A 21931-nucleotide genomic window follows, 5' to 3' on the forward strand; every position below is an offset into this window, starting at 1 on the left:
TGCGATCTTCATGGTTTGCAGGCCACAGCAGGAGCGAGCTTGCTCGCGAGGAGCCCCGGACCGCTGTGGGGTTTCTGGGTTGTCGCGTTATCGTTGACGAGCATCGCGAGCAAGCTCGCTACTACAAGGTGCTTCAATGCATTGCGCAGTGACAGGCGCACCCAATCACAGGATAATGCGCCATCTTTTTCGGCGGCTCCTGCCTTGCGGGCTGTCTGATACGTTTGCTTGTTTGGCCGCCTTAGCCTGACAACCCTGGAGTGTCTGGTTTGATTGTCTTCCGTTATCTGTCCCGCGAAGTCCTCTTGACCTTGAGCGCCGTCAGCGCCGTGCTGCTGGTCATCATCATGAGCGGCCGCTTCATCAAATACCTTGCCCAGGCAGCTGCGGGTCAACTCGATCCGGGCTCGTTGTTCCTGATCATGGGTTTTCGCATGCCGGGCTTTCTCCAGCTGATTTTGCCGCTGGGGCTGTTTCTGGGGATCCTGCTCTCCTACGGTCGCCTTTATCTTGAGAGCGAAATGACCGTCCTGTCGGCCACTGGCATGAGCCAGCAGCGCCTGTTTTGCATGACCCTTTTCCCGGCGACACTGGTGGCGTTGATCGTTGCCTGGTTGAGCCTGAGCCTGGCCCCACAGGGCGCCAATCAATTTCAATTGCTGCTGAACAAGCAGGATGCACTGACCGAGTTCGATACCCTGGAACCCGGCCGTTTCCAGGCCCTGCGCGACGGTACCCGAGTGACGTATACCGAACAGCTGTCGGATAATCGCGTCAATCTGGGCGGAGTGTTCATTTCCCAGAAAAACCTCAATTCAGACAAAAAGGACCGCGGGATCTCCGTATTGGTGGCTGAAAAGGGTCGTCAAGAGATCCGCCCCGACGGCAACCGCTACCTGATCCTCGATAACGGCTATCGCTATGACGGTAATCCGGGGCAGGCCGACTACCGGGCGATCAAGTACGACGAGTACGGTGTGTTGCTGCCCAAGCCTGATGTCAGCGACGAAGTCACCGACCGCGATGCCATGACCACGGCCACCTTGCTGGGCAGCGATGACATTCGTTCGCGCACCGAGCTGCAATGGCGTTTGTCCCTGCCATTGCTGGTGTTCATCGTGACCTTGATGGCGGTGCCGCTGTCGCGGGTCAATCCGCGCCAGGGCCGATTCCTCAAGCTGCTGCCGGCGATTCTTCTTTACATGGCTTATCTGTCCATCCTGATTGCCGCCCGCGGCGCCCTCGAAAAAGGCAAGATTCCACCAGCGCTGGGTTTATGGTGGGTTCACGGGATCTTCCTGGTCATTGGCCTGGGCCTGCTTTACTGGGAGCCCTTGCGCTTGAAGATGGCGAGTCGCCGCAGCAAGCTGGAGGTGGCCCGTGGTTAAGCTGGATCGCTACATCGGTATCAGTGTGTTCATGGCGATTCTCGCAGTGCTCGGGATCATCCTGGGCCTGGCCACGCTGTTTGCGTTCATTGATGAAATGAGTGACGTCAGCGACACCTATACGCTGCTCGATGTGCTGAGCTATGTGTTGCTGACCGCACCGCGTCGTCTGTACGACATGCTGCCGATGGCGGCTCTGATCGGTTGCCTGATCGGCCTTGGCAGCCTGGCCAGCAACAGCGAATTGACCATCATGCGCGCCGCTGGCGTGTCGATTGGCCGAATCGTCTGGGCGGTGATGAAGCCGATGCTGGTGCTGATGCTGGCGGGTGTGCTGGTCGGCGAGTATGTCGCCCCGGCCTCTGAATCCATTGCCCAGGCCAACCGCTCGCTGGCTCAGGGCAGTGGCGACTCACAAAGCGCCAAACACGGCTTGTGGCACCGTCAGGGTGACGAGTTCATCCATGTCAACTCGGTCCAACCCAACGGTGTTCTGTACGGCGTGACCCGTTATCGCTTCGATAACGAGCGGCACATGTTGTCGGCGAGCTTCGCCAGGCGTGCGGAGTTCGACACGGATCACTGGCAGCTGTCGGACGTCAGCACCACGCTGTTCCATGAAAAGAACACCGAAGTGGTGTCTACACCGGTCGAGCGTTGGGATGTGGCGTTGAGCCCGCAATTGCTCAATACCGTGGTCATGACGCCGGAGTCGCTGTCGATCAGTGGTCTGTGGAGTTACATCCACTATCTGGCGGATCAGGGGCTGAACAATGGTCGCTACTGGCTGGCGTTTTGGGTCAAGGTGTTGCAGCCGTTGGTCACTGCCGCGCTCGTGCTGATGGCGATTTCCTTCATTTTCGGACCCTTGCGCTCGGTGACCCTCGGTCAGCGGGTCTTCACCGGCGTGCTGGTGGGCTTCACCTTCCGCATCGTCCAGGATCTGTTGGGGCCTTCGAGCCTGGTATTCGGGTTCCCGCCGCTGTTTTCCGTACTGCTGCCGGCCGGTGTCTGTGCCCTGGCGGGGCTCTGGTTACTACGACGCGCCGGATGATGGCAGGGTAAAACCCCGCGTTTGATGACAAAGAAACGCCCCGGTCGCAAGGCCGGGGCGTTTTTGTACGTGCCGTCTGACCTGCGAACGTGACGCTTGCGCCGTGGATCAGGTACAATTCCCGGCTATTTTTCGGCGGGCTATGCCTGCAGCCTTTTTGAGTGTTGATCCGTGAGTGATTTGAGTCATATCCGCAATTTCTCCATCATCGCCCACATTGACCATGGCAAGTCGACGCTGGCCGATCGCTTCATCCAGATGTGTGGCGGCCTCGCCGAGCGCGAAATGGAAGCCCAGGTTCTGGACTCCATGGACCTCGAGCGCGAGCGCGGGATCACCATCAAGGCTCACAGCGTTACTCTGTATTACAAGGCCAAAGACGGCATCAACTACCAGTTGAACTTCATTGATACCCCCGGCCACGTTGACTTCACCTATGAGGTGAGCCGTTCGCTGGCTGCCTGTGAGGGCGCGCTGCTGGTGGTCGACGCCGGTCAAGGCGTTGAAGCACAGTCGGTTGCCAACTGCTACACGGCCATCGAGCAGGGCCTGGAAGTGATGCCGGTGCTGAACAAGATCGACCTGCCACAGGCCGATCCGGACCGCGTCAAAGAAGAAATCGAAAAAATCATCGGCATCGATGCCACTGACGCGGTCACGTGCTCTGCCAAGACCGGTCTGGGCGTCGATGAAGTGCTCGAGCGTCTGGTCGCCACCATTCCAGCACCGACCGGCAACTACGAAGATCCGCTGCAAGCGTTGATCATCGACTCCTGGTTCGACAACTACCTGGGCGTTGTGTCCCTGGTGCGCGTTCGCCATGGCCGCGTGAAGAAGGGTGACAAGATCCTGGTCAAATCCACCGGCAAGATCCACCTGGTGGACAGCGTCGGTGTATTCAACCCGAAGCACACCCCTACCGCTGACCTCAAGGCCGGTGAAGTGGGCTTCATCATCGCCAGCATCAAGGACATTCACGGTGCGCCAGTGGGCGACACCCTGACCTTGAACACCACGCCAGACGTGGACGTGCTGCCAGGCTTCAAACGCATTCAGCCGCAGGTGTATGCCGGTCTGTTCCCGGTCAGCTCCGACGACTTCGAAGACTTCCGTGAAGCGCTGCAAAAGCTCACCCTGAACGACTCGTCGCTGCAATACACGCCGGAAAGCTCCGACGCACTGGGCTTCGGCTTCCGTTGCGGTTTCCTCGGCATGCTGCACATGGAAATCATCCAGGAGCGCCTGGAGCGCGAGTACAACCTGGACCTGATCACCACGGCGCCGACGGTAATCTTCGAGCTGCTGCTCAAGACCGGCGAGACGATCTACGTCGATAACCCGTCCAAGCTGCCGGACCTGTCTTCCATCGAAGACATGCGCGAGCCGATCGTGCGCGCCAACATTCTTGTGCCGCAAGAGCACCTGGGTAACGTCATTACCCTGTGCATCGAAAAACGTGGTGTACAGGTCGACATGCTGTTCCTCGGCACTCAGGTACAAGTGACCTACGACCTGCCGATGAACGAAGTGGTCCTGGACTTCTTCGACCGTCTGAAATCCACCAGCCGCGGCTATGCTTCGCTGGACTACCATTTCGATCGTTATCAATCGGCTAGTCTGGTGAAACTGGACGTGCTGATCAACGGTGACAAGGTCGATGCCCTGGCGCTGATCGTGCACCGTGACAACTCGCACTACAAAGGTCGCCAACTGACCGAGAAGATGAAAGAACTGATTCCGCGGCAGATGTTCGACGTGGCAATCCAGGCCGCCATTGGCGGGCAGATTGTGGCGCGTACAACCGTCAAGGCGCTCAGAAAGAACGTATTGGCCAAATGCTACGGTGGTGACGTCAGCCGTAAGAAGAAACTGCTGGAAAAGCAAAAGGCCGGTAAAAAACGCATGAAGCAGGTCGGTAACGTGGAAATTCCACAAGAAGCCTTCCTTGCCGTGCTCAGGTTGGATAGTTAGGTCCTATGTCACTAAATTTCCCGCTGTTGCTGGTCATCGCCGTGTTTGTCTGCGGCCTGTTGGCGTTGCTTGATCTGTTGATCCTGGCGCCGCGTCGGCGTGCCGCCATCACCTCCTATCAGGGCAGCGTCAGCCAGCCGGACATGGTCGTGGTCGAGAAACTGAACAAAGAACCGCTGCTGGTTGAATACGGCAAGTCGTTCTTCCCGGTGTTGTTCATCGTGTTGGTGCTGCGTTCGTTCCTGGTGGAACCGTTCCAGATTCCGTCCGGTTCGATGAAGCCGACCCTGGATGTCGGCGACTTCATCCTGGTGAGCAAGTTTTCCTACGGGATTCGCCTGCCGGTGATCGACAAGAAAGTCATCGACGTCGGTGATCCGCAGCGCGGTGATGTGATGGTGTTCCGCTATCCAAGCGATCCGAACGTCAACTACATCAAGCGTGTGGTGGGCCTGCCGGGTGACAAGATTCGCTACACCGCCGACAAGCGATTGTTCGTCAACGGTGAATCGGTTGCCGAACAATTGCTCGGCTCCGAGCCGGGCACGCTGGGCAGCGCGGAACTCTACAAGGAAAAGCTCGGTGTCGCCGAGCACCTGATCCGCAAGGAAATGAGCCGCTACCGCGCCACGCCTGACCGTTCGTGGACTGTGCCTGCCGGGCACTACTTCATGATGGGCGACAACCGCGATAACTCGAACGACAGTCGCTACTGGGATGATCCGAGCATTCCCAAGGATCTGCTGGGCATGGTTCCCGACAAGAATATCGTCGGCAAGGCCTTCGCGGTCTGGATGAGCTGGCCGGAACCCAAACTCAGTCACCTGCCGAATTTCTCGCGGGTTGGCCTGATCAAGTAATCAAACACGGCGCTGTTGAACACAGCGCCGAATGCATTTCTGGAACCGACACAATCGGTGCCCGGGAGCATGAAGCCAATGATATTCAGGACGTTATTTTTGAACACAGCGTTAATTGTCCCAGGCCTGCGCCGAATCCCGGCGGTGGCGGTGGAATCCAACCACGAACTCAGCGTGGGTAAACCGTGAGCGTCTCCTTAAGCCGTCTCGAGCGTCAGCTCGGCTACACCTTCAAGGATCAGGAGCTGATGGTCCTGGCCCTGACTCACCGCAGTTTTGCCGGGCGTAACAATGAACGCCTGGAATTCCTCGGTGATGCCATCCTCAACTTCGTTGCTGGCGAGGCGCTGTTCGATCGCTTCCCGCTGGCCCGCGAAGGCCAGTTGTCGCGTTTGCGCGCACGCCTGGTGAAAGGTGAGACCCTGGCCGTACTGGCCCGTGGTTTCGACCTTGGCGATTACCTGCGCCTGGGCTCTGGCGAGTTGAAAAGCGGCGGTTTCCGTCGCGAGTCGATTCTGGCCGATGCCCTCGAAGCGCTGATCGGTGCGATCTACCTTGATGCCGGCATGGAAATGGCCCGCGAGCGTGTGCTTGCCTGGCTGGCCGGCGAGTTCGAAGGCCTGACGCTGGTCGACACCAACAAAGATCCAAAGACCCGCCTGCAGGAATTCCTGCAGTCCCGTGGTTGCGAACTGCCGCGTTACGAAGTGGTGGATATCCAGGGTGAACCGCATTGCCGGACGTTCTTCGTCGAATGCGAAATCATCTTACTGAATGAAAAAAGCCGAGGTCAGGGTGTGAGTCGTCGTATTGCCGAACAGGTAGCGGCCGCCGCAGCACTGATTGCCCTGGGTGTGGAGAATGGCAATGACTGATTCAAACGCAACTCGCTGTGGCTATGTTGCCATCGTCGGCCGTCCCAACGTGGGCAAGTCCACGCTGCTGAACCACATCCTGGGTCAGAAGCTGGCGATCACCTCGCGCAAGCCGCAAACCACCCGTCACAACATGCTCGGTATCAAGACCGAAGGTGATGTGCAGGCGATCTACGTCGACACCCCCGGCATGCACAAGGGTGGCGAAAAGGCCCTGAACCGCTACATGAACAAGACCGCTTCGGCGGCGTTGAAAGACGTCGACGTGGTGATCTTCGTGGTGGACCGCACCAAGTGGACCGAAGAAGACCAGATGGTTCTGGAGCGCGTGCAGTACGTGACCGGCCCGCTGATCGTCGCGCTGAACAAGACCGACCGCATCGAAGACAAGGCCGAGCTGATGCCGCACCTGAGCTGGTTGCAGGAGCAGCTGCCGAACGCGCAGATCATCCCGATTTCCGCGCAGCACGGGCACAACCTCGAAGCGCTGGAGCGCGTGATCGCCGGTTACCTGCCGGAAAACGATCACTTCTTCCCGGAAGACCAGATCACTGACCGCAGCAGCCGTTTCCTCGCCGCCGAACTGGTGCGCGAGAAAATCATGCGCCAGATGGGCGCCGAGCTGCCTTACCAGATCACCGTCGAAATCGAAGAGTTCAAGCAGCAGGGCAAGACCCTGCACATCCATGCCTTGATTCTTGTCGAGCGTGATGGCCAGAAGAAGATCATCATTGGCGACAAGGGCGAGCGCATCAAGCGCATCGGCACCGAGGCGCGCAAGGACATGGAGCTGCTGTTTGACTCCAAGATCATGCTCAACCTGTGGGTCAAGGTTAAGGGCGGCTGGTCCGATGACGAGCGCGCATTGCGTTCGCTGGGTTACGGCGACCTGTAATACTCCGAAAGCCCCCCTGTAGGAGCGAGCTTGCTCGCGATGGACTTGAGAGCGCCGCGTTCATTCAGAAAGCCCGCGTTATCGTTATCCACCATCGCGAGCAAGCTCGCTCCTACAGTATGTGAGACTTGATGTCCTCAACTCCGCCCATCGCCCAACCCGCCTATGTCCTGCACTCCCGCGCCTACCGCGAAAACAGTGCGTTGGTGGACTTCCTCACGCCGCAAGGGCGGCTACGGGCGGTGTTGCGCAGTGCGCGGGGCAAGGCCGGGACACTGGCGCGGCCGTTCGTGCCGCTGGAAGTCGAGTTTCGGGGCAGGGGAGAGCTGAAGAATGTCGGGCGCATGGAAAGTGCCGGCGTTTCCACCTGGCTCAACGGCGAAGCATTGTTCAGCGGGCTTTACCTCAATGAACTGCTGATTCGCCTGCTGCCCGCCGAAGACCCGCTTCCCTCGGTGTTTGATCACTACGCCGCGACCCTGCTGGCGCTGGCCGAAGGTCGACCGCTGGAGCCGTTGCTGCGCTCCTTCGAGTGGCGCTTGCTCGATGATCTCGGTTACGGTTTTTCGTTGATTCTCGATATCCACGACGCCCCCATCGCGCCGGACGGCCTCTACCGCTTGCAAGTGGATGCGGGGCTGGAGCGGGTGTATCTGCTGCAACCCGGTCTGTTCAATGGCGCCGAACTGCTGGCCATGGCCGAAGCCGATTGGTCTGCCCCTGGTGCTCTGTCTGCCGCCAAGCGCTTGATGCGCCAGGCGTTGGCCGTTCATTTGGGCGGACGTCCACTTGTCAGTCGCGAGCTGTTTCGCAAGCCCTGATCACACCGTATGCTGTGCACCGAACTTTCTCTTCTTCTGGAGCGCTTTCCGTGACCACCAGCACCCGCATTCTTCTTGGCGTGAACATCGACCACGTTGCCACCCTGCGTCAGGCCCGGGGCACTCGTTACCCGGATCCGGTCAAGGCAGCGCTGGACGCGGAAGAGGCAGGCGCCGACGGCATTACCGTGCACCTGCGTGAAGACCGTCGCCACATTCAGGAGCGCGACGTTCTGGTGCTCAAGGATGTGCTGCAAACCCGCATGAACTTCGAAATGGGCGTCACCGAAGAAATGATGCAGTTCGCCGAGCGCATCCGCCCGGCACACATCTGTCTGGTGCCGGAAACCCGTCAGGAGCTGACCACCGAAGGTGGCCTGGATGTCGCGGGGCAGGAAGCGCGCATCAAGGCAGCGGTTGAGCGTCTGTCGAAGATCGGTTCTGAAGTGTCGTTGTTCATCGATGCCGACGAGCGCCAGATCGAAGCCTCGCGCCGTGTCGGTGCTCCAGCCATCGAACTGCACACCGGCCGTTATGCCGATGCCGAAACCCCGACCGACGTGGCCGAAGAGCTCAAGCGTGTGGCCGATGGCGTGGCGTTTGGTCTGGCCCAGGGCCTGATCGTCAATGCCGGCCATGGCCTGCACTATCACAACGTTGAAGCCGTGGCGGCGATCAAGGGCATCAACGAGCTGAACATCGGCCATGCGCTGGTGGCCCATGCGTTGTTCGTGGGCTTCAAGTCGGCGGTGTCGGAGATGAAGGCGCTGATTCTGGCGGCGGCGCTCAAAGGCTGACATCGGGGCGCTACCATCGCTGGCAAGCCGGCTCCTACAAATCTGTGTCGATCCGCAATGGTGGGCTAACCCTGTAGGAGCTGGCTTGCCAGCGAAGGCGATCTTGAAGGCGCCATGGAGTCAGAGCGGCGCAGCCTCTTGAGCCGGTTTGCTCTTGTCGATCCCCGGAACCAGCAGTTTGCCCTCGGCCACCTGATCGCCTTCAAGCTGCGGCTGCGTGACCCAGGTCAGGATGTCGTAGTAGCGACGGATGTTCGCCACAAAGTGCACCGGTTCGCCGCCACGGGCGTAGCCGTAACGGGTTTTGCTGTACCACTTCTTTTCTGACAGGCGCGGCAGGATCTTCTTCACGTCCAGCCATTTGTCCGGGTTCAACCCTTCCTTGGCCGTCAGTTTGCGCGCGTCATCCAGATGGCCGCTGCCGACGTTGTAGGCGGCCAGGGCAAACCAGGTGCGATCAGGTTCCTGGATCGAGTTGTCCAGTTGCTCTTTCATATAGGCCAGGTACTTGGCGCCGCCCATAATGCTTTGCTTGGGGTCGAGGCGGTTGGACACGCCCATGGCCTGCGCGGTGTTCTGGGTCAGCATCATCAGGCCGCGCACGCCGGTCTTGGACGTGACTGCGGGCTGCCACAACGATTCCTGGTAACCGATCGCTGCGAGCAGGCGCCAGTCGACTTTCTCTTTCTTGGCATACGCCTTGAAGTGCTGCTCGTACTTGGGCAGACGCTGCTGCAAGTGCTGCGCGAAGGTGGTGGCACCCATGTAGCCGAGAACGTCGACGTGCCCGTAGTAGCGGTCTTTGAGGCGCTGCAACGTGCCGTTCTTCTTGACCTTGTCGAGGTAGTCGTTGATTTCGTTGAGCAGGCTGTTGTCATCGCCCAGCGCGACGGCCCAGCTCTGGTTGCTGGCATCACCCAGGTCAAAGGCGACACGGATGCTGGAGAAATACACCTGGTTCATCGCGACTTCGTTGGAGTCGACCAGGGTCAGATCGATCTGACCTTCGTCGACCATGCGCAGGAGATCAACGACCTCAACCGCGTCAGACTCTTCGTATTCGATGCCGGGAAATTTCTGTTTCAGCTGCGCCAGTTGCTCGGCGTGGGTGCTGCCCTTGAGCACCATGATCTTCTTGCCCACCAGATCCTTCGCATCGGTCGGCCGCGATTGGCCGTTGCGATAGATGACCTGAGGAGTCACTTCCAGATAGGAGTGGGAAAACCGCACCTGCTTTTTGCGTTCTTCGCTGCCGACCAGGCCGGCAGCCGCCAGCACCGGGCCGTTGGGCTTGCCGACCTGATTGAACAGGTCGTCGAGGTTGTCGGCGGTCTCGATCTTGAGTTCGACGCCCAGATCCTCGGCGAAGCGCTTCACCAGCTCGTATTCGAAGCCGGTTTCGCCGTTACGATCCTGAAAGTAGGTGGCGGGGCTGTTTCGCGTAACCACGCGCAGCACACCATCCTCCTTTACGCGCTCGAGCGTGTTGGGTTTATCAACACAGCCACCGAGCACCAGGAAGAGTCCGGTTGCGATCAGCCATTTGGCGTACCGCGGACGCAAAGCCGTTGGGGAAAACATCTGCGCAGTATACGCAAAGGACCACGGGCGCCATATCTCGACAGCGAGGGGGTTGTCTGCTAGACATCACAAAACCGGCCGAAACCCCACGGGAATGGGCCTTTCGTGCATTTTGTTACAGTAAAAATAAGCGGTTGTGTCACGCCTGATTAACCTGACTTTCGAGGCAGAAACACAGATCGACACTCGAGTGCAACCGTGCGTAGCGTTTCGGGTGATGTCGCGGGCGGTTTAGGCTAGAATGCACGGCCTCAAAGCACACCCCTTCCCGAGGCTGTCCCGAAGATGTTGATCCTGCGCGGCGCTCCTGCCCTTTCTGCCTTTCGCCACAGCAAACTCCTTGAGCAACTGAGCCAGAAGGTTCCGGCTGTCAGTGGCTTGTATGCTGAATTCGCTCACTTCGCCGAAGTCACCGGCGTCCTGACCGGCGACGAACAGCAGGTGCTTGCGCGCCTTCTGAAGTACGGCCCTAGCGTTCCAGTACAAGAGCCGACCGGTCGTCTGTTTCTGGTGTTGCCGCGTTTCGGCACCATCTCGCCGTGGTCGAGCAAGGCCAGCGACATCGCTCGCAACTGCGGCCTGGCGAAAATCCAGCGGCTTGAGCGCGGTATCGCGTTCTACGTGGCCGGCCAGTTCAGCGACGCTGAAGCCCAGCTGATTGCCGACGGCCTGCACGACCGCATGACCCAGATCGTCCTCGGCAACCTGGAACAGGCTGCCGGTCTGTTCAGCCACGCCGAACCGAAGCCCCTGACCGCCATCGACGTGTTGGGTGGCGGCCGCGCCGCGCTGGAAAAAGCCAACACCGAGCTGGGCCTGGCCCTGGCCGAAGACGAGATCGATTATCTGGTCAACGCCTTCGTCGGCTTGAAGCGCAACCCGCACGACATCGAACTGATGATGTTCGCCCAAGCGAACTCCGAGCACTGCCGTCACAAGATCTTCAACGCCAGTTGGGACATCGACGGCCAGAGCCAGGAAAAAAGCCTGTTCGGCATGATCAAGAACACCTACGTGATGCACAGCGAAGGCGTTCTGTCGGCTTATAAGGACAACGCTTCGGTAATCGTCGGCTCCGTGGCCGGTCGTTTCTTCCCGGACCCTGAGACCCGCCAGTACGGCGCGGTGCAGGAACCGGTGCACATCCTGATGAAGGTTGAAACCCACAACCACCCGACCGCGATTGCCCCGTTCCCGGGCGCATCCACCGGTTCCGGCGGCGAGATCCGCGACGAAGGTGCAACCGGCCGTGGCGCCAAGCCGAAGGCTGGCCTGACCGGTTTCACCGTGTCGAACCTGCAGATCCCGGGCTTCGAACAGCCGTGGGAAGTGCCATACGGCAAGCCTGAGCGCATTGTTACCGCGCTGGACATCATGATCGAAGGCCCGCTGGGCGGCGCTGCGTTCAACAACGAATTCGGTCGTCCGGCCCTGACCGGTTATTTCCGTACCTTCGAACAATCGATCACCACCCCGCACGGTGATGAAGTTCGCGGTTACCACAAGCCGATCATGCTGGCTGGCGGTATGGGCAACATCCGTGAAGAACACGTCAAGAAAGGCGAGATTCTGGTCGGCTCCAAGCTGATCGTGCTCGGCGGCCCGGCGATGCTCATCGGCCTGGGTGGCGGCGCGGCTTCCTCCATGGCCACCGGCACCAGCTCGGCAGACCTCGACTTCGCTTCCGTACAGCGTGAAAACCCTGAGATGGAGCGTCGCTGCCAGGAAGTCATCGACCGTTGCTGGCAACTGGGCGACAAGAACCCGATCAGCTTCATCCACGACGTGGGTGCGGGTGGTCTGTCCAACGCCTTCCCGGAACTGGTCAACGACGGCGACCGTGGTGGCCGTTTCGAACTGCGCAACATTCCAAACGACGAGCCGGGCATGGCCCCGCACGAAATCTGGTCCAACGAATCCCAGGAACGTTACGTTCTGGCAGTCGGCCCGGCTGACTTCGAGCGCTTCAAGGCGATCTGCGAACGTGAGCGTTGCCCGTTTGCCGTCGTCGGTGAGGCCACCGCCGAACCGCAACTGACCGTGACCGACAGCCACTTCGGCAACAGCCCGGTGGACATGCCGCTGGAAGTGCTGCTGGGCAAGGCTCCACGCATGCACCGTTCGGTGGTTCGTGAAAACGAACTGGGCGACGATTTCGATCCGTCGACCCTCGACATCGCCAACTGCGTCGAGCGCGTCCTGCATCACCCGGCCGTGGCGAGCAAGAGCTTCCTGATCACCATCGGCGACCGCACCATCACCGGCCTCGTGGCCCGTGACCAGATGGTCGGCCCGTGGCAGGTTCCGGTGGCCGACGTTGCCGTCACCGCCACCAGCTTCGACGTCTACACCGGTGAAGCCATGGCCATGGGCGAGCGTACTCCGCTGGCACTGCTGGACGCTCCGGCGTCGGGCCGCATGGCCATCGGTGAAACCCTGACCAACATCGCGGCTTCGCGTATCGGCAAGATCTCCGACATCAAACTGTCGGCGAACTGGATGTCGGCGGCCGGTCACCCGGGCGAAGACGCACGTCTGTACGACACCGTGAAAGCGGTCGGCATGGAGCTGTGCCCTGAGCTGGGCATCACCATTCCGGTGGGCAAGGACTCGATGTCCATGGCCACGCGCTGGAACGATGAAGGCGTGGACAAGTCCGTCACGTCGCCGATGTCCCTGATCGTGACCGGTTTCGCGCCAGTGACTGACATCCGTCAGACCCTGACCCCGCAACTGCGCATGGACAAGGGCACCACCGACCTGATCCTGATCGATCTGGGTCGTGGCCAGAACCGCATGGGCGCCTCGATCCTGGCTCAGGTTCACGGCAAGCTCGGCAGCCAGGCTCCGGACGTCGATGACGCCGAAGACCTCAAGGCCTTCTTCGCGGTGATCCAGGGCCTCAACGCCGACGGTCACCTGCTGGCCTACCACGACCGTTCCGACGGTGGTCTGCTGACCAGCGTTGTGGAAATGGCGTTTGCCGGTCACTGCGGCCTGAGCCTGAACCTCGACGGTCTGGCCGAAACGTCTGCCGACATCGCGGCCATCCTGTTCAACGAAGAGTTGGGCGCGGTCATCCAGGTTCGCCAGGATTCCACTCCAGACATCCTCGCGCAGTTCAGTGCTGCCGGTTTGGGTGATTGCGTGTCGGTGATCGGTCAGCCAATCAACAATGGCGAGATCGGCATCACCTTCAACGGTGACACCGTATTTGAAGGCCAGCGTCGTCTGCTGCAACGCCAGTGGGCCGAGACCAGCTACCAGATCCAGCGTCTGCGTGACAACGCCGACTGCGCCGAGCAAGAGTTCGACGTGCTGCTGGAAGAAGAAAACCCGGGCCTGAGCGTCAAGCTGAGCTACGACGTCAACCAGGACATCGCCGCGCCTTACATCAAGAAAGGCATTCGCCCACAGGTTGCCGTACTGCGTGAGCAGGGCGTCAACGGTCAGGTGGAAATGGCGGCTGCGTTCGATCGCGCCGGTTTCAACGCGATCGACGTGCACATGAGCGACATTCTGGCCGGCCGTGTCGACCTGAACGAGTTCAAGGGCATGGTCGCTTGTGGCGGCTTCTCTTACGGCGACGTATTGGGTGCCGGTGAAGGCTGGGCGAAATCCGCACTGTTCAACAGCCGTGCCCGCGATGCGTTCCAGGGTTTCTTTGAGCGCAACGACAGCTTCACCCTCGGCGTGTGCAACGGTTGCCAGATGATGTCCAACCTGCACGAGCTGATTCCGGGTAGCGAGTTCTGGCCGCACTTCGTGCGTAACCGCTCCGAACAGTTCGAAGCCCGTGTTGCAATGGTGCAGATCCAGGAGTCGAACTCGATCTTCCTGCAAGGCATGGCCGGTTCACGCATGCCGATCGCCATCGCCCACGGCGAAGGTCATGCCGAGTTCGAAAGCGAAGAGGCGCTGCTGCAAGCCGATCTGTCCGGTTGCGTGGCGATGCGTTTCGTCGACAACCACGGCAAGGTCACCGAAAGCTACCCGGCCAACCCGAACGGCTCGCCGCGCGGGATCACCGGTTTGACCAGCCGCGACGGTCGCGTAACCATCATGATGCCGCACCCGGAGCGTGTGTTCCGCGCCGTGCAGAACTCGTGGCGTTCGGATGAGTGGAACGAAGATGCTCCGCTGATGCGTATGTTCCGTAACGCTCGCGTCTGGGTTAACTGATAGCCGTGTACAAGCTCAGCTTCTTTGTTCCCGACAGTCATGTCGACGTGGTCAAAAGTGCCGTATTCGCCGCCGGTGGCGGGCGGATCGGTGCTTACGATCACTGTGCATGGCAGGTGTTGGGCCAGGGTCAGTTTCGCCCACTGGACGGCAGTCAGCCGTTCATTGGCGAAGCGGGGCAGGTCGAACAGGTCGAGGAATGGAAGGTTGAGCTGGTGGTCGCCGATGAGCTGATTCACTCGGTAGTGGCGGCGCTTAAACAGAGCCATCCCTACGAGACACCGGCTTATGAGGTGTGGCGGTTGGAGGATTTCTGATCTTCCCGCCGTTGAAACGAAAAACCCGCTGAAAGCGATTTCAGCGGGTTTTTTAATGCCCGTAGGAATGTGATCTCTGTGGCGAGGGGGCAAGCCCCCTCGCCACAAAAGCCCCAACTCACAACGAGGTCAGGGGCGAATCTCGATCATCGTGCCGTCCGGCACCAGGTTCCAGACTTCGCGCATGTCCATGTTGCGCATGGCGATGCAGCCGTCGGTCCAGTCCAGGGTGTGGAACAGGTTTTCCGGGTTTTCTTCGGTGTCCGGAGTCCCGTGGATCATGATCATGCCGCCAGGATCAACCCCTTCGCGCCGTGAACGGGCGGCGTCGCTGATGTTCGGGTAGGAAACATGCATCGCCAGGTTGAAGCGTTCGCTGACCTTGCGCCAGTCAACCCAGTAGAAACCTTCCGGCGTGCGTTTGTCGCCTTCCATCAGCTTCGGACCCGTGGGGCGTTTGCCCAGGGAAATGCGATAGGTCTTGATCGGCTTGCCGTCATTGATCAATTGCAATTGATGGGAAGACTTGAGAACCAGAATTTTCTCGATGACCTTGCCGTTCAGGGTTTCCACGGCAGAAGCCTGGGATACCGAGACGAACGACAAACAGAATAGGGCAAGCAACCAGCGCATTGAAACGATTCCCCAGGAGGTGTCGCGACTACATATATTTATAGGTGTTTTTGTAGGAGCTGCCGAAGGCTGCGATCTTTCGGCGGCTTCAGGAGTATCCAGTATGTATCAAGTGATGACAGGCTGAGCAAGCGGCGGGATCGATTCGGACCGTACGGGATAGACCTCGGTCCGCCGGTCAGCGAAGAAGCATTCTAAGGTACGGCCCACCGTGCGGAAAGCCAGCTCGTCCCAAGGGATGTCCGCTTCGTCGAATAATTGCACTTCCAGGCTCTCGGGGCCGGGGGCGAAGTCCAGGTCCGTCAGTTCGGCGCGGAAGAACACATGCACCTGACTGATGTGCGGCACGTCGATCAGGGTATAGATGCTCAGGTTGCGCACGCGGGCGCAGGCTTCTTCGGCGGTTTCACGAATGGCTGCCTGCTCGATGGTCTCGCCGTTTTCCATGAAACCGGCGGGCAGGGTCCAATAGCCGAGGCGTGGCTGGATGGCGCGGCGGCACAACAACACCTTGGTGCCCCAGGTCGCCACGCAGCCAGCGACGATATTGGGGTTCTGGTAATGAATCGTGTGACAGCTGTCGCAGACAAAACGCAGGCGCGAATCGCCCTCGGGAATGCGCGGGGTCACCGGGTTACCGCACTGGCTGCAAAATTTCATGCTTGGGTTCCTGAATGCTGCGCCTATCTTGGCGTGCGGCGGTGTCTGTCGGCAAGTTGTCGTTTCGCGACATGGGGCTGTTTCGGGGGTTGGGCGACCGCAATGATTGGTGCATGATGCAGGGTAAGGCACAGATCGAGAACACTCATGCTGGATGAGCTACTGCATCGGGTAAGTAATCATATTCCACGTACGCTGGAGACTGACCGTCGTTTCCCCGAGGCAGCGGTGCTGGTACCCATCACTCGCAGTGACGAGCCGGAACTGGTGCTGACATTGCGCGCCAGCGGGCTCTCGACCCACGGTGGCGAAGTGGCTTTTCCGGGCGGCCGCCGTGACCCCGGAGACCCCGACCTGATTTTCACTGCCCTGCGCGAAGCCGAGGAAGAAATCGGTTTGCCGCCGGGGCTGGTCGAAGTGATCGGCCCGCTCAGCCCGTTGATCTCCCTGCATGGCATCAGGGTCACGCCCTATGTCGGGGTGATTCCCGACTTCGTCGAATACCAGGCCAACGATGCCGAGATCGCTGCAGTGTTCAGCGTGCCCCTGGAATTCTTCCGCAAGGACCCGCGCGAACATACCCACCGCATCGACTATCAGGGACGCAGTTGGTACGTGCCGAGCTATCGCTATGGCGAGTTCAAGATCTGGGGCCTGACGGCCATCATGATCGTCGAGTTGATCAACCTGCTGTATGACGCGAAAATCAGTCTGCACCAGCCTCCCAAAAGTTTTATCAATACCTGAAGCCATCATTCGAATGGCTGACACCGCGGCTGCCTGAGCCTTGAGGACAACAAGATGAAATACCGCCTGGGCGACGCCCGCGTCGAAACTCACCCACAAAGCTGGGTGGCACCCAATGCCGTGCTGGTGGGCAGGGTCAAACTGGAAGAGGGCGCCAGCGTCTGGTTCAACGCCGTGCTGCGTGGCGACAACGAGCTGATCCTGATCGGCAAGAACAGCAACGTCCAGGACGGCACGGTGATGCACACCGACATGGGCTACCCGCTGACCATTGGCACCGGCGTGACCATCGGCCACAACGCGATGCTCCACGGCTGCACCGTAGGCGATAACAGCCTGATCGGCATCAACGCGGTCGTGCTTAATGGCGCGAAGATCGGCAAGAACTGCATCATCGGCGCCAACGCGCTGATCGGTGAAGGCAAGGAGATCCCCGACGGTTCGCTGGTCATGGGTTCGCCCGGCAAGGTGGTGCGTGAACTGACCGAGGCGCAGAAGAAAATGCTCGAGGCGGGTGCGGCTCACTACGTGCACAACGCCCAGCGCTATGCCCGCGATCTGGCCGAGCAGGAAGAATGACCACTAACGAACGCCCGGTCGCATCGCCCTGCGTGAACATTTGCGCGCTGGACGACGATGACATCTGCACCGGTTGCCAGCGTACCGTGGAAGAGATTACCCGCTGGAGCCGCATGGACAACGACGAGCGCCGCAAGGTGTTGGGGTTGTGTCATGAGCGGGCGAAGGCCAGTGGGCTTGTCTGGATGATCGGCGCAAAACCCGGGAATTGACGAACGGCTTTCACTGTAGGAGCGAGCATGCTCGCGATGAACCCGTGAACGCAGCAGGGTGTCAGGATTGCCACGTTATCGTTCACGACCATCGCGAGCATGCTCGCTCCTACAGTATCCTGTGCGCCAATCTGACAGGTATTTCCATGCTCTTCCTGATCGCCTACATCAGCAGCGTCGTGCTGATCAACTACGCCTTTTCCACCGCCCCGCATCTCGACATCATCTGGTCGGCCTGGGGTGGTCTGGTGTTTATCCTGCGCGACATGGTGCAGACCCGCTTCGGCCATGGCGCGATTGTGGCGATGCTGGCGGCGCTGGTGCTGTCCTATGCAACGTCCGATCCTTCCATCGCCCTGGCCAGCGCCACGGCGTTCGCGGTGTCCGAGTGCATCGACTGGCTGGTGTTCAGCATCACCAAACGCCCGTTGCACGACCGCCTGTGGATAAGTTCGGCCCTGAGCATTCCCCTCGATACCTTTATCTTCTTCGGCATGATCGACGCGCTGACGCCGGGTGTGATCCTCACCGCCCTCGGTTCAAAGTTCGCCGGTGTCACGGCCGTGTGGTTGATCATGGCCTGGCGCCTGCGCAAACAGGCTGTCGTCAGCTGAAGTTCATGTAAAATGCCGCGCTTTCTCCCCATGGGAAGCGCGCCTGGCGACGCGACCCTCGATGATCCGCATCTTGAGGACCTTCAGATGACCCGTATCGGAACTCCATTGTCGCCGACTGCGACCCGCGTATTGATGTGTGGCTGTGGCGAGTTGGGCAAGGAAGTGGTGATCGAGCTGCAACGCCTGGGCGTTGAAGTGATTGCCGTGGACCGCTACGCGAATGCGCCGGCCATGCAGGTTGCCCATCGCAGCCACGTGATCAACATGCTCGACGGTGCCGCCCTGCGTGCGGTGATCGAAGCCGAGAAGCCGCACTTCATCGTGCCGGAAATCGAAGCCATCGCCACGGCGACCCTGGTAGAGCTGGAAGCCGAAGGCTTCACCGTGATCCCGACTGCCCGCGCCGCGCAGTTGACCATGAACCGCGAAGGTATCCGTCGCCTGGCTGCCGAAGAGCTGGACCTGCCGACCTCGCCGTACCACTTCGCCGACACCTTCGAGGACTACAGCAAGGCTGTCGAAGACCTTGGGTTCCCGTGCGTGGTCAAGCCGGTCATGAGTTCCTCGGGCAAAGGCCAAAGCCTGTTGCGCAGCGCCGATGACGTGAAGCAAGCCTGGGATTACGCTCAGGAAGGCGGACGCGCCGGCAAGGGTCGCGTGATCATCGAAGGCTTCATCGACTTCGACTACGAAATCACCCTGCTGACCGTGCGTCACGTCGGCGGGACTACGTTCTGTGCGCCGGTCGGCCACCGTCAGGAGAAGGGCGACTATCAGGAATCCTGGCAGCCGCAAGCCATGAGCCCGGTTGCCTTGGCGGAATCCGAGCGCGTTGCCAAAGCAGTCACCGAAGCCTTGGGCGGCCGTGGACTGTTTGGCGTTGAGTTGTTCATCAAGGGCGATCAGGTGTGGTTCAGCGAAGTCTCGCCGCGCCCGCACGATACGGGTCTGGTGACCCTGATTTCTCAGGACTTGTCGCAATTTGCTCTGCACGCGCGTGCCATTCTCGGCCTGCCGATTCCGTTGATTCGTCAGTTCGGGCCGTCGGCCTCGGCGGTGATCCTGGTGGAGGGGCAGTCGACCCAGACCGCATTCGCCAACCTGGGTGCTGCGTTGAGCGAGCCGGATACCGCGCTGCGCCTGTTCGGCAAGCCTGAAGTCAACGGCCAGCGCCGCATGGGCGTGGCCCTGGCGCGCGACGAGTCGATCGAAGCCGCTCGCGCCAAGGCGACCCGTGCTTCGCAGGCGGTTGTTGTCGAGCTGTAAAAACAACGGTGGCGGGCTTATAACTTCTATAGGCATCGCGCCATTGCTTTACCTGTAAGAGCGAACCTGCTCGCGATGTACTCAAGAACACCGCGGGGAACCAGACTCCCCGCGTTATCGTTAACGACCATCGCGAGCAGGCTCGCTCCTGCAGGACATTTATCCATGCTCCAGGCCTGTACCCCATGAATTCGCAAAGCATCATCGTCCCGAAAATCTCCACGCTGGCGGTGCACGAGCCCCGGGCCCGGGCGATCGTGCGTTGGCTGGTGCGCAAGAACATCATCCAGGAAGAACTGACCACTTGTGGACGCACCGGCAATCGCATGGCCTATGCCATCGCCGACGGTGCCCGCGCGGTGGTCCTGCACCCGGAGGCGCTGCCGTTCGGCGAGCCGGTCAACGGCCTGGAGATCGTCACCAAGCGTTGCATCTATACGCCAGCCAAGGGTTTCCTTGAAGAAGCGGGCTGCGCCGAGTGTCGCAAAGAAGTGGGCGAGGCCTTGTTTGAAAGCCTGGAAGACTGGATGCCGGGGCGCACCGATAACTTCACCTGCCCGGAATGCGGGCATGAAGACGACATCAACGGCTTTCTGTTCCTGCAGGAATGCGGCTTCTCCAACCTCGGTTTCATCTTCAATAACTGGGCCGAAGCCGGCTTCAAGCAGAGCTTTCTCGATGAGTTTGCCGATTGGCTCGATCAGCCGGTCAGTTGGGTGAAGGTCGAGTTGTAGCGCGTCTGATGGACCGCGTTATCGTTGATCGCCAGCAAGCCGGCTCCTACAAGATCACGCCAAATCCGTAGGAGCCGGCTTGCTGGCGATGCTCTTCAAATCTCCCGTCGATCACCGCGTCGATAATAGACAGAGTTTTACATTGAACCCGAGAGGGTGTCTGACTATAATGGCGCGCTTCCATTTTCCCGCTCGGGAGCCCCCGCGATGCTGCGTATCAGCCAAGAAGCTCTGACATTCGACGACATTCTCCTAGTGCCCGGTTATTCCGAGGTGCTTCCTAACGAAGTCAGTCTCAAGACCCGCCTTACCCGTGGCATCGAACTGAATATTCCATTGGTCTCCGCCGCCATGGACACCGTCACTGAAGCCCGTCTGGCAATCGCCATGGCTCAGGAAGGTGGTATCGGTATCATCCACAAGAACATGACCATCGAGCAGCAAGCTGCCGAAGTGCGCAAGGTCAAGCGTTACGAAGCCGGTGTGGTCAAGGACCCGATCACCATCGACGCCGACGCTACCGTGCGCGAACTGTTCGACCTGACCCGCATGCACAACATCTCCGGCGTTCCGGTGCTGCACGATGGCGACCTGGTCGGCATTGTCACCTCCCGTGACGTGCGTTTCGAGAACCGTCTGGAAGCCACTGTCCGTGAAGTGATGACGCCTAAAGAGCGCCTGGTCACGGTCAAGGAAGGCGCCGACAAGAACGATGTGCGTGAACTGCTGCACAAGCACCGCATCGAGCGCGTGCTGATCGTCGACGACAAGTTCGCCCTCAAAGGCATGATGACCGTCAACGACATCGAAAAAGCCAAGGCTTACCCGCTGGCCAGCAAGGACGATCAAGGTCGTCTGCGCGTGGGCGCTGCTGTCGGTACCGGTAAAGACACCGGCGACCGCGTTGCCGCCCTGGTCAACGCCGGCGTTGACGTGGTGGTGGTCGACACCGCCCACGGTCACTCCAAAGGTGTGATCGACCGCGTCCGCTGGGTCAAACAGAATTTCCCTGAAGTGCAGGTCATCGGCGGCAACATCGCCACCGGCGCTGCTGCCAAGGCCCTGGCCGAAGCCGGCGCTGACGCCGTCAAGGTCGGTATCGGCCCAGGCTCGATCTGCACCACCCGTATCGTCGCCGGTGTCGGCGTCCCGCAAATCAGTGCCATCGCCAACGTCGCCGCTGCCCTTGAAGGCACAGGCGTTCCGTTGATCGCCGACGGCGGCATCCGTTTCTCCGGTGACCTGTCCAAGGCCATCGTGGCTGGTGCTTCCTGCGTGATGATGGGCTCGATGTTCGCCGGTACTGAAGAAGCGCCGGGCGAGATCGAACTGTTCCAGGGTCGTTCGTACAAGGCTTATCGCGGCATGGGTTCGCTGGGCGCCATGTCCCAGGCTCAAGGTTCCTCCGACCGTTACTTCCAGGACTCTTCGGCAGGCGCCGAGAAGCTGGTTCCGGAAGGCATCGAAGGGCGTGTTCCGTACAAGGGCACCCTGAGCGCGATCATCCACCAGCTGATGGGCGGCCTGCGCTCCTCGATGGGTTACACCGGCAGTGCCGACATCGAAGAGATGCGCACCAAGCCTGAGTTCGTGCGGATCACCGGCGCAGGCATGGCCGAGTCCCACGTTCACGACGTGCAGATCACCAAAGAAGCGCCAAACTACCGCGTAGGTTGAGCCTTCAAGCAACAAGCTAAGCAACCGGGGCTGTTCTATTCAGCCCCGAGTTGTTTCTGAATCAC

The 21931-nt window shown here is 60.1% G+C and carries 20 protein-coding genes; 17 read left to right on the forward strand and 3 right to left on the reverse strand.

Annotated elements, in window-relative coordinates:
• Positions 1-269 precede the first annotated feature (269 nt).
• The 8 genes from lptF (at position 270) to pdxJ (ending at position 8661) form a co-directional block, all read left to right on the forward strand.
• Positions 270-1388 carry an LPS export ABC transporter permease LptF gene (lptF, locus tag CKW19_RS15405; RefSeq protein WP_095058608.1) on the forward strand — a complete coding sequence of 373 codons (1119 nt, stop codon included), beginning with the start codon at positions 270-272 and terminating at the stop codon, positions 1386-1388.
• Positions 1381-2442 (forward strand): LPS export ABC transporter permease LptG, encoded by a 1062-nt coding sequence (gene lptG, locus CKW19_RS15410; RefSeq protein WP_095058609.1) that lies wholly within the window; start codon positions 1381-1383, stop codon positions 2440-2442. Before lptF ends, lptG begins: the two co-directional genes overlap by 8 nt.
• A gap of 171 nt (positions 2443-2613) precedes the next feature.
• The gene (gene lepA, locus CKW19_RS15415; protein ID WP_095058610.1) at positions 2614-4413 is read left to right on the forward strand and encodes a translation elongation factor 4; all 1800 of its coding nucleotides are present in this window, start codon (positions 2614-2616) and stop codon (positions 4411-4413) included.
• Positions 4414-4418: 5 nt separating this feature from the next.
• The gene (lepB, locus tag CKW19_RS15420) at positions 4419-5273 is read left to right on the forward strand and encodes a signal peptidase I (protein WP_095058611.1); all 855 of its coding nucleotides are present in this window, start codon (positions 4419-4421) and stop codon (positions 5271-5273) included.
• 185 nt (positions 5274-5458) lie between these two features.
• Positions 5459-6148 (forward strand): ribonuclease III, encoded by a 690-nt coding sequence (gene rnc / locus CKW19_RS15425; protein ID WP_053162288.1) that lies wholly within the window; start codon positions 5459-5461, stop codon positions 6146-6148.
• Entirely contained in the window at positions 6141-7043 is a 903-nt protein-coding gene (era, locus tag CKW19_RS15430) for a GTPase Era (RefSeq protein WP_095058612.1), read from the forward strand. The genes rnc and era overlap by 8 nt, the downstream gene beginning before the upstream one ends.
• Before the next feature lie 131 nt (positions 7044-7174).
• The gene (recO, locus tag CKW19_RS15435; protein ID WP_095058613.1) at positions 7175-7864 is read left to right on the forward strand and encodes a DNA repair protein RecO; all 690 of its coding nucleotides are present in this window, start codon (positions 7175-7177) and stop codon (positions 7862-7864) included.
• 50 nt (positions 7865-7914) lie between these two features.
• Complete coding sequence (pdxJ, locus tag CKW19_RS15440; RefSeq protein ID WP_095058614.1) at positions 7915-8661, forward strand: pyridoxine 5'-phosphate synthase; 747 nt, start codon at positions 7915-7917, stop codon at positions 8659-8661.
• 120 nt (positions 8662-8781) lie between these two features.
• On the opposite strand, the gene mltF is transcribed toward pdxJ, so the two are convergent.
• On the reverse strand, positions 8782-10242 hold the full coding sequence (mltF, locus tag CKW19_RS15445) for a membrane-bound lytic murein transglycosylase MltF (protein WP_095058615.1): 1461 nt from the start codon (positions 10240-10242) through the stop codon (positions 8782-8784).
• Positions 10243-10527: 285 nt separating this feature from the next.
• On the opposite strand from mltF, the gene purL reads away from it, so the two are divergent.
• A complete protein-coding gene (purL, locus tag CKW19_RS15450; RefSeq protein WP_095058616.1) occupies positions 10528-14424 on the forward strand; it encodes a phosphoribosylformylglycinamidine synthase in 3897 nt (1298 codons plus the stop codon).
• Between the two features lie 5 nt (positions 14425-14429).
• Positions 14430-14741, forward strand: a complete 312-nt coding sequence (locus CKW19_RS15455; protein WP_095058617.1) for a YqfO family protein — start codon at positions 14430-14432, stop codon at positions 14739-14741.
• 129 nt (positions 14742-14870) lie between these two features.
• Here CKW19_RS15455 and CKW19_RS15460 read toward each other — a convergent pair whose 3' ends face one another.
• Both CKW19_RS15460 and CKW19_RS15465 read right to left on the reverse strand, forming a co-directional pair.
• Positions 14871-15374, reverse strand: coding sequence for a murein L,D-transpeptidase family protein (locus tag CKW19_RS15460; RefSeq protein ID WP_095058618.1), 504 nt, complete (start codon positions 15372-15374; stop codon positions 14871-14873).
• A gap of 108 nt (positions 15375-15482) precedes the next feature.
• Positions 15483-16034 carry an NUDIX hydrolase gene (locus CKW19_RS15465; protein ID WP_095058619.1) on the reverse strand — a complete coding sequence of 184 codons (552 nt, stop codon included), beginning with the start codon at positions 16032-16034 and terminating at the stop codon, positions 15483-15485.
• Positions 16035-16181: 147 nt separating this feature from the next.
• Here CKW19_RS15465 and CKW19_RS15470 point away from each other — a divergent pair, with 147 nt between their 5' ends.
• The 7 genes from CKW19_RS15470 (at position 16182) to guaB (ending at position 21866) form a co-directional block, all read left to right on the forward strand.
• Complete coding sequence (locus tag CKW19_RS15470) at positions 16182-16781, forward strand: CoA pyrophosphatase (protein WP_095058620.1); 600 nt, start codon at positions 16182-16184, stop codon at positions 16779-16781.
• 54 nt (positions 16782-16835) lie between these two features.
• On the forward strand, positions 16836-17360 hold the full coding sequence (locus CKW19_RS15475; protein WP_095058621.1) for a gamma carbonic anhydrase family protein: 525 nt from the start codon (positions 16836-16838) through the stop codon (positions 17358-17360).
• Positions 17357-17572: a DUF1289 domain-containing protein gene (locus tag CKW19_RS15480; protein ID WP_053162270.1), complete on the forward strand. Its 216-nt coding sequence runs from the start codon at positions 17357-17359 to the stop codon at positions 17570-17572. The genes CKW19_RS15475 and CKW19_RS15480 overlap by 4 nt, the downstream gene beginning before the upstream one ends.
• 146 nt (positions 17573-17718) lie before the next feature.
• Entirely contained in the window at positions 17719-18186 is a 468-nt protein-coding gene (locus tag CKW19_RS15485) for a VUT family protein (protein WP_095058622.1), read from the forward strand.
• Positions 18187-18273: 87 nt separating this feature from the next.
• A complete protein-coding gene (gene purT, locus CKW19_RS15490; RefSeq protein WP_095058623.1) occupies positions 18274-19455 on the forward strand; it encodes a formate-dependent phosphoribosylglycinamide formyltransferase in 1182 nt (393 codons plus the stop codon).
• Positions 19456-19640: 185 nt separating this feature from the next.
• The gene (locus CKW19_RS15495) at positions 19641-20189 is read left to right on the forward strand and encodes a sugar ABC transporter ATPase (RefSeq protein ID WP_095058624.1); all 549 of its coding nucleotides are present in this window, start codon (positions 19641-19643) and stop codon (positions 20187-20189) included.
• Between the two features lie 207 nt (positions 20190-20396).
• A complete protein-coding gene (guaB, locus tag CKW19_RS15500; protein ID WP_095058625.1) occupies positions 20397-21866 on the forward strand; it encodes an IMP dehydrogenase in 1470 nt (489 codons plus the stop codon).
• Positions 21867-21931 lie beyond the last annotated feature (65 nt).

This window comes from Pseudomonas sp. Irchel s3f7 (assembly GCF_900187615.1).
Taxonomy (GTDB): Bacteria; Pseudomonadota; Gammaproteobacteria; order Pseudomonadales; family Pseudomonadaceae; genus Aquipseudomonas.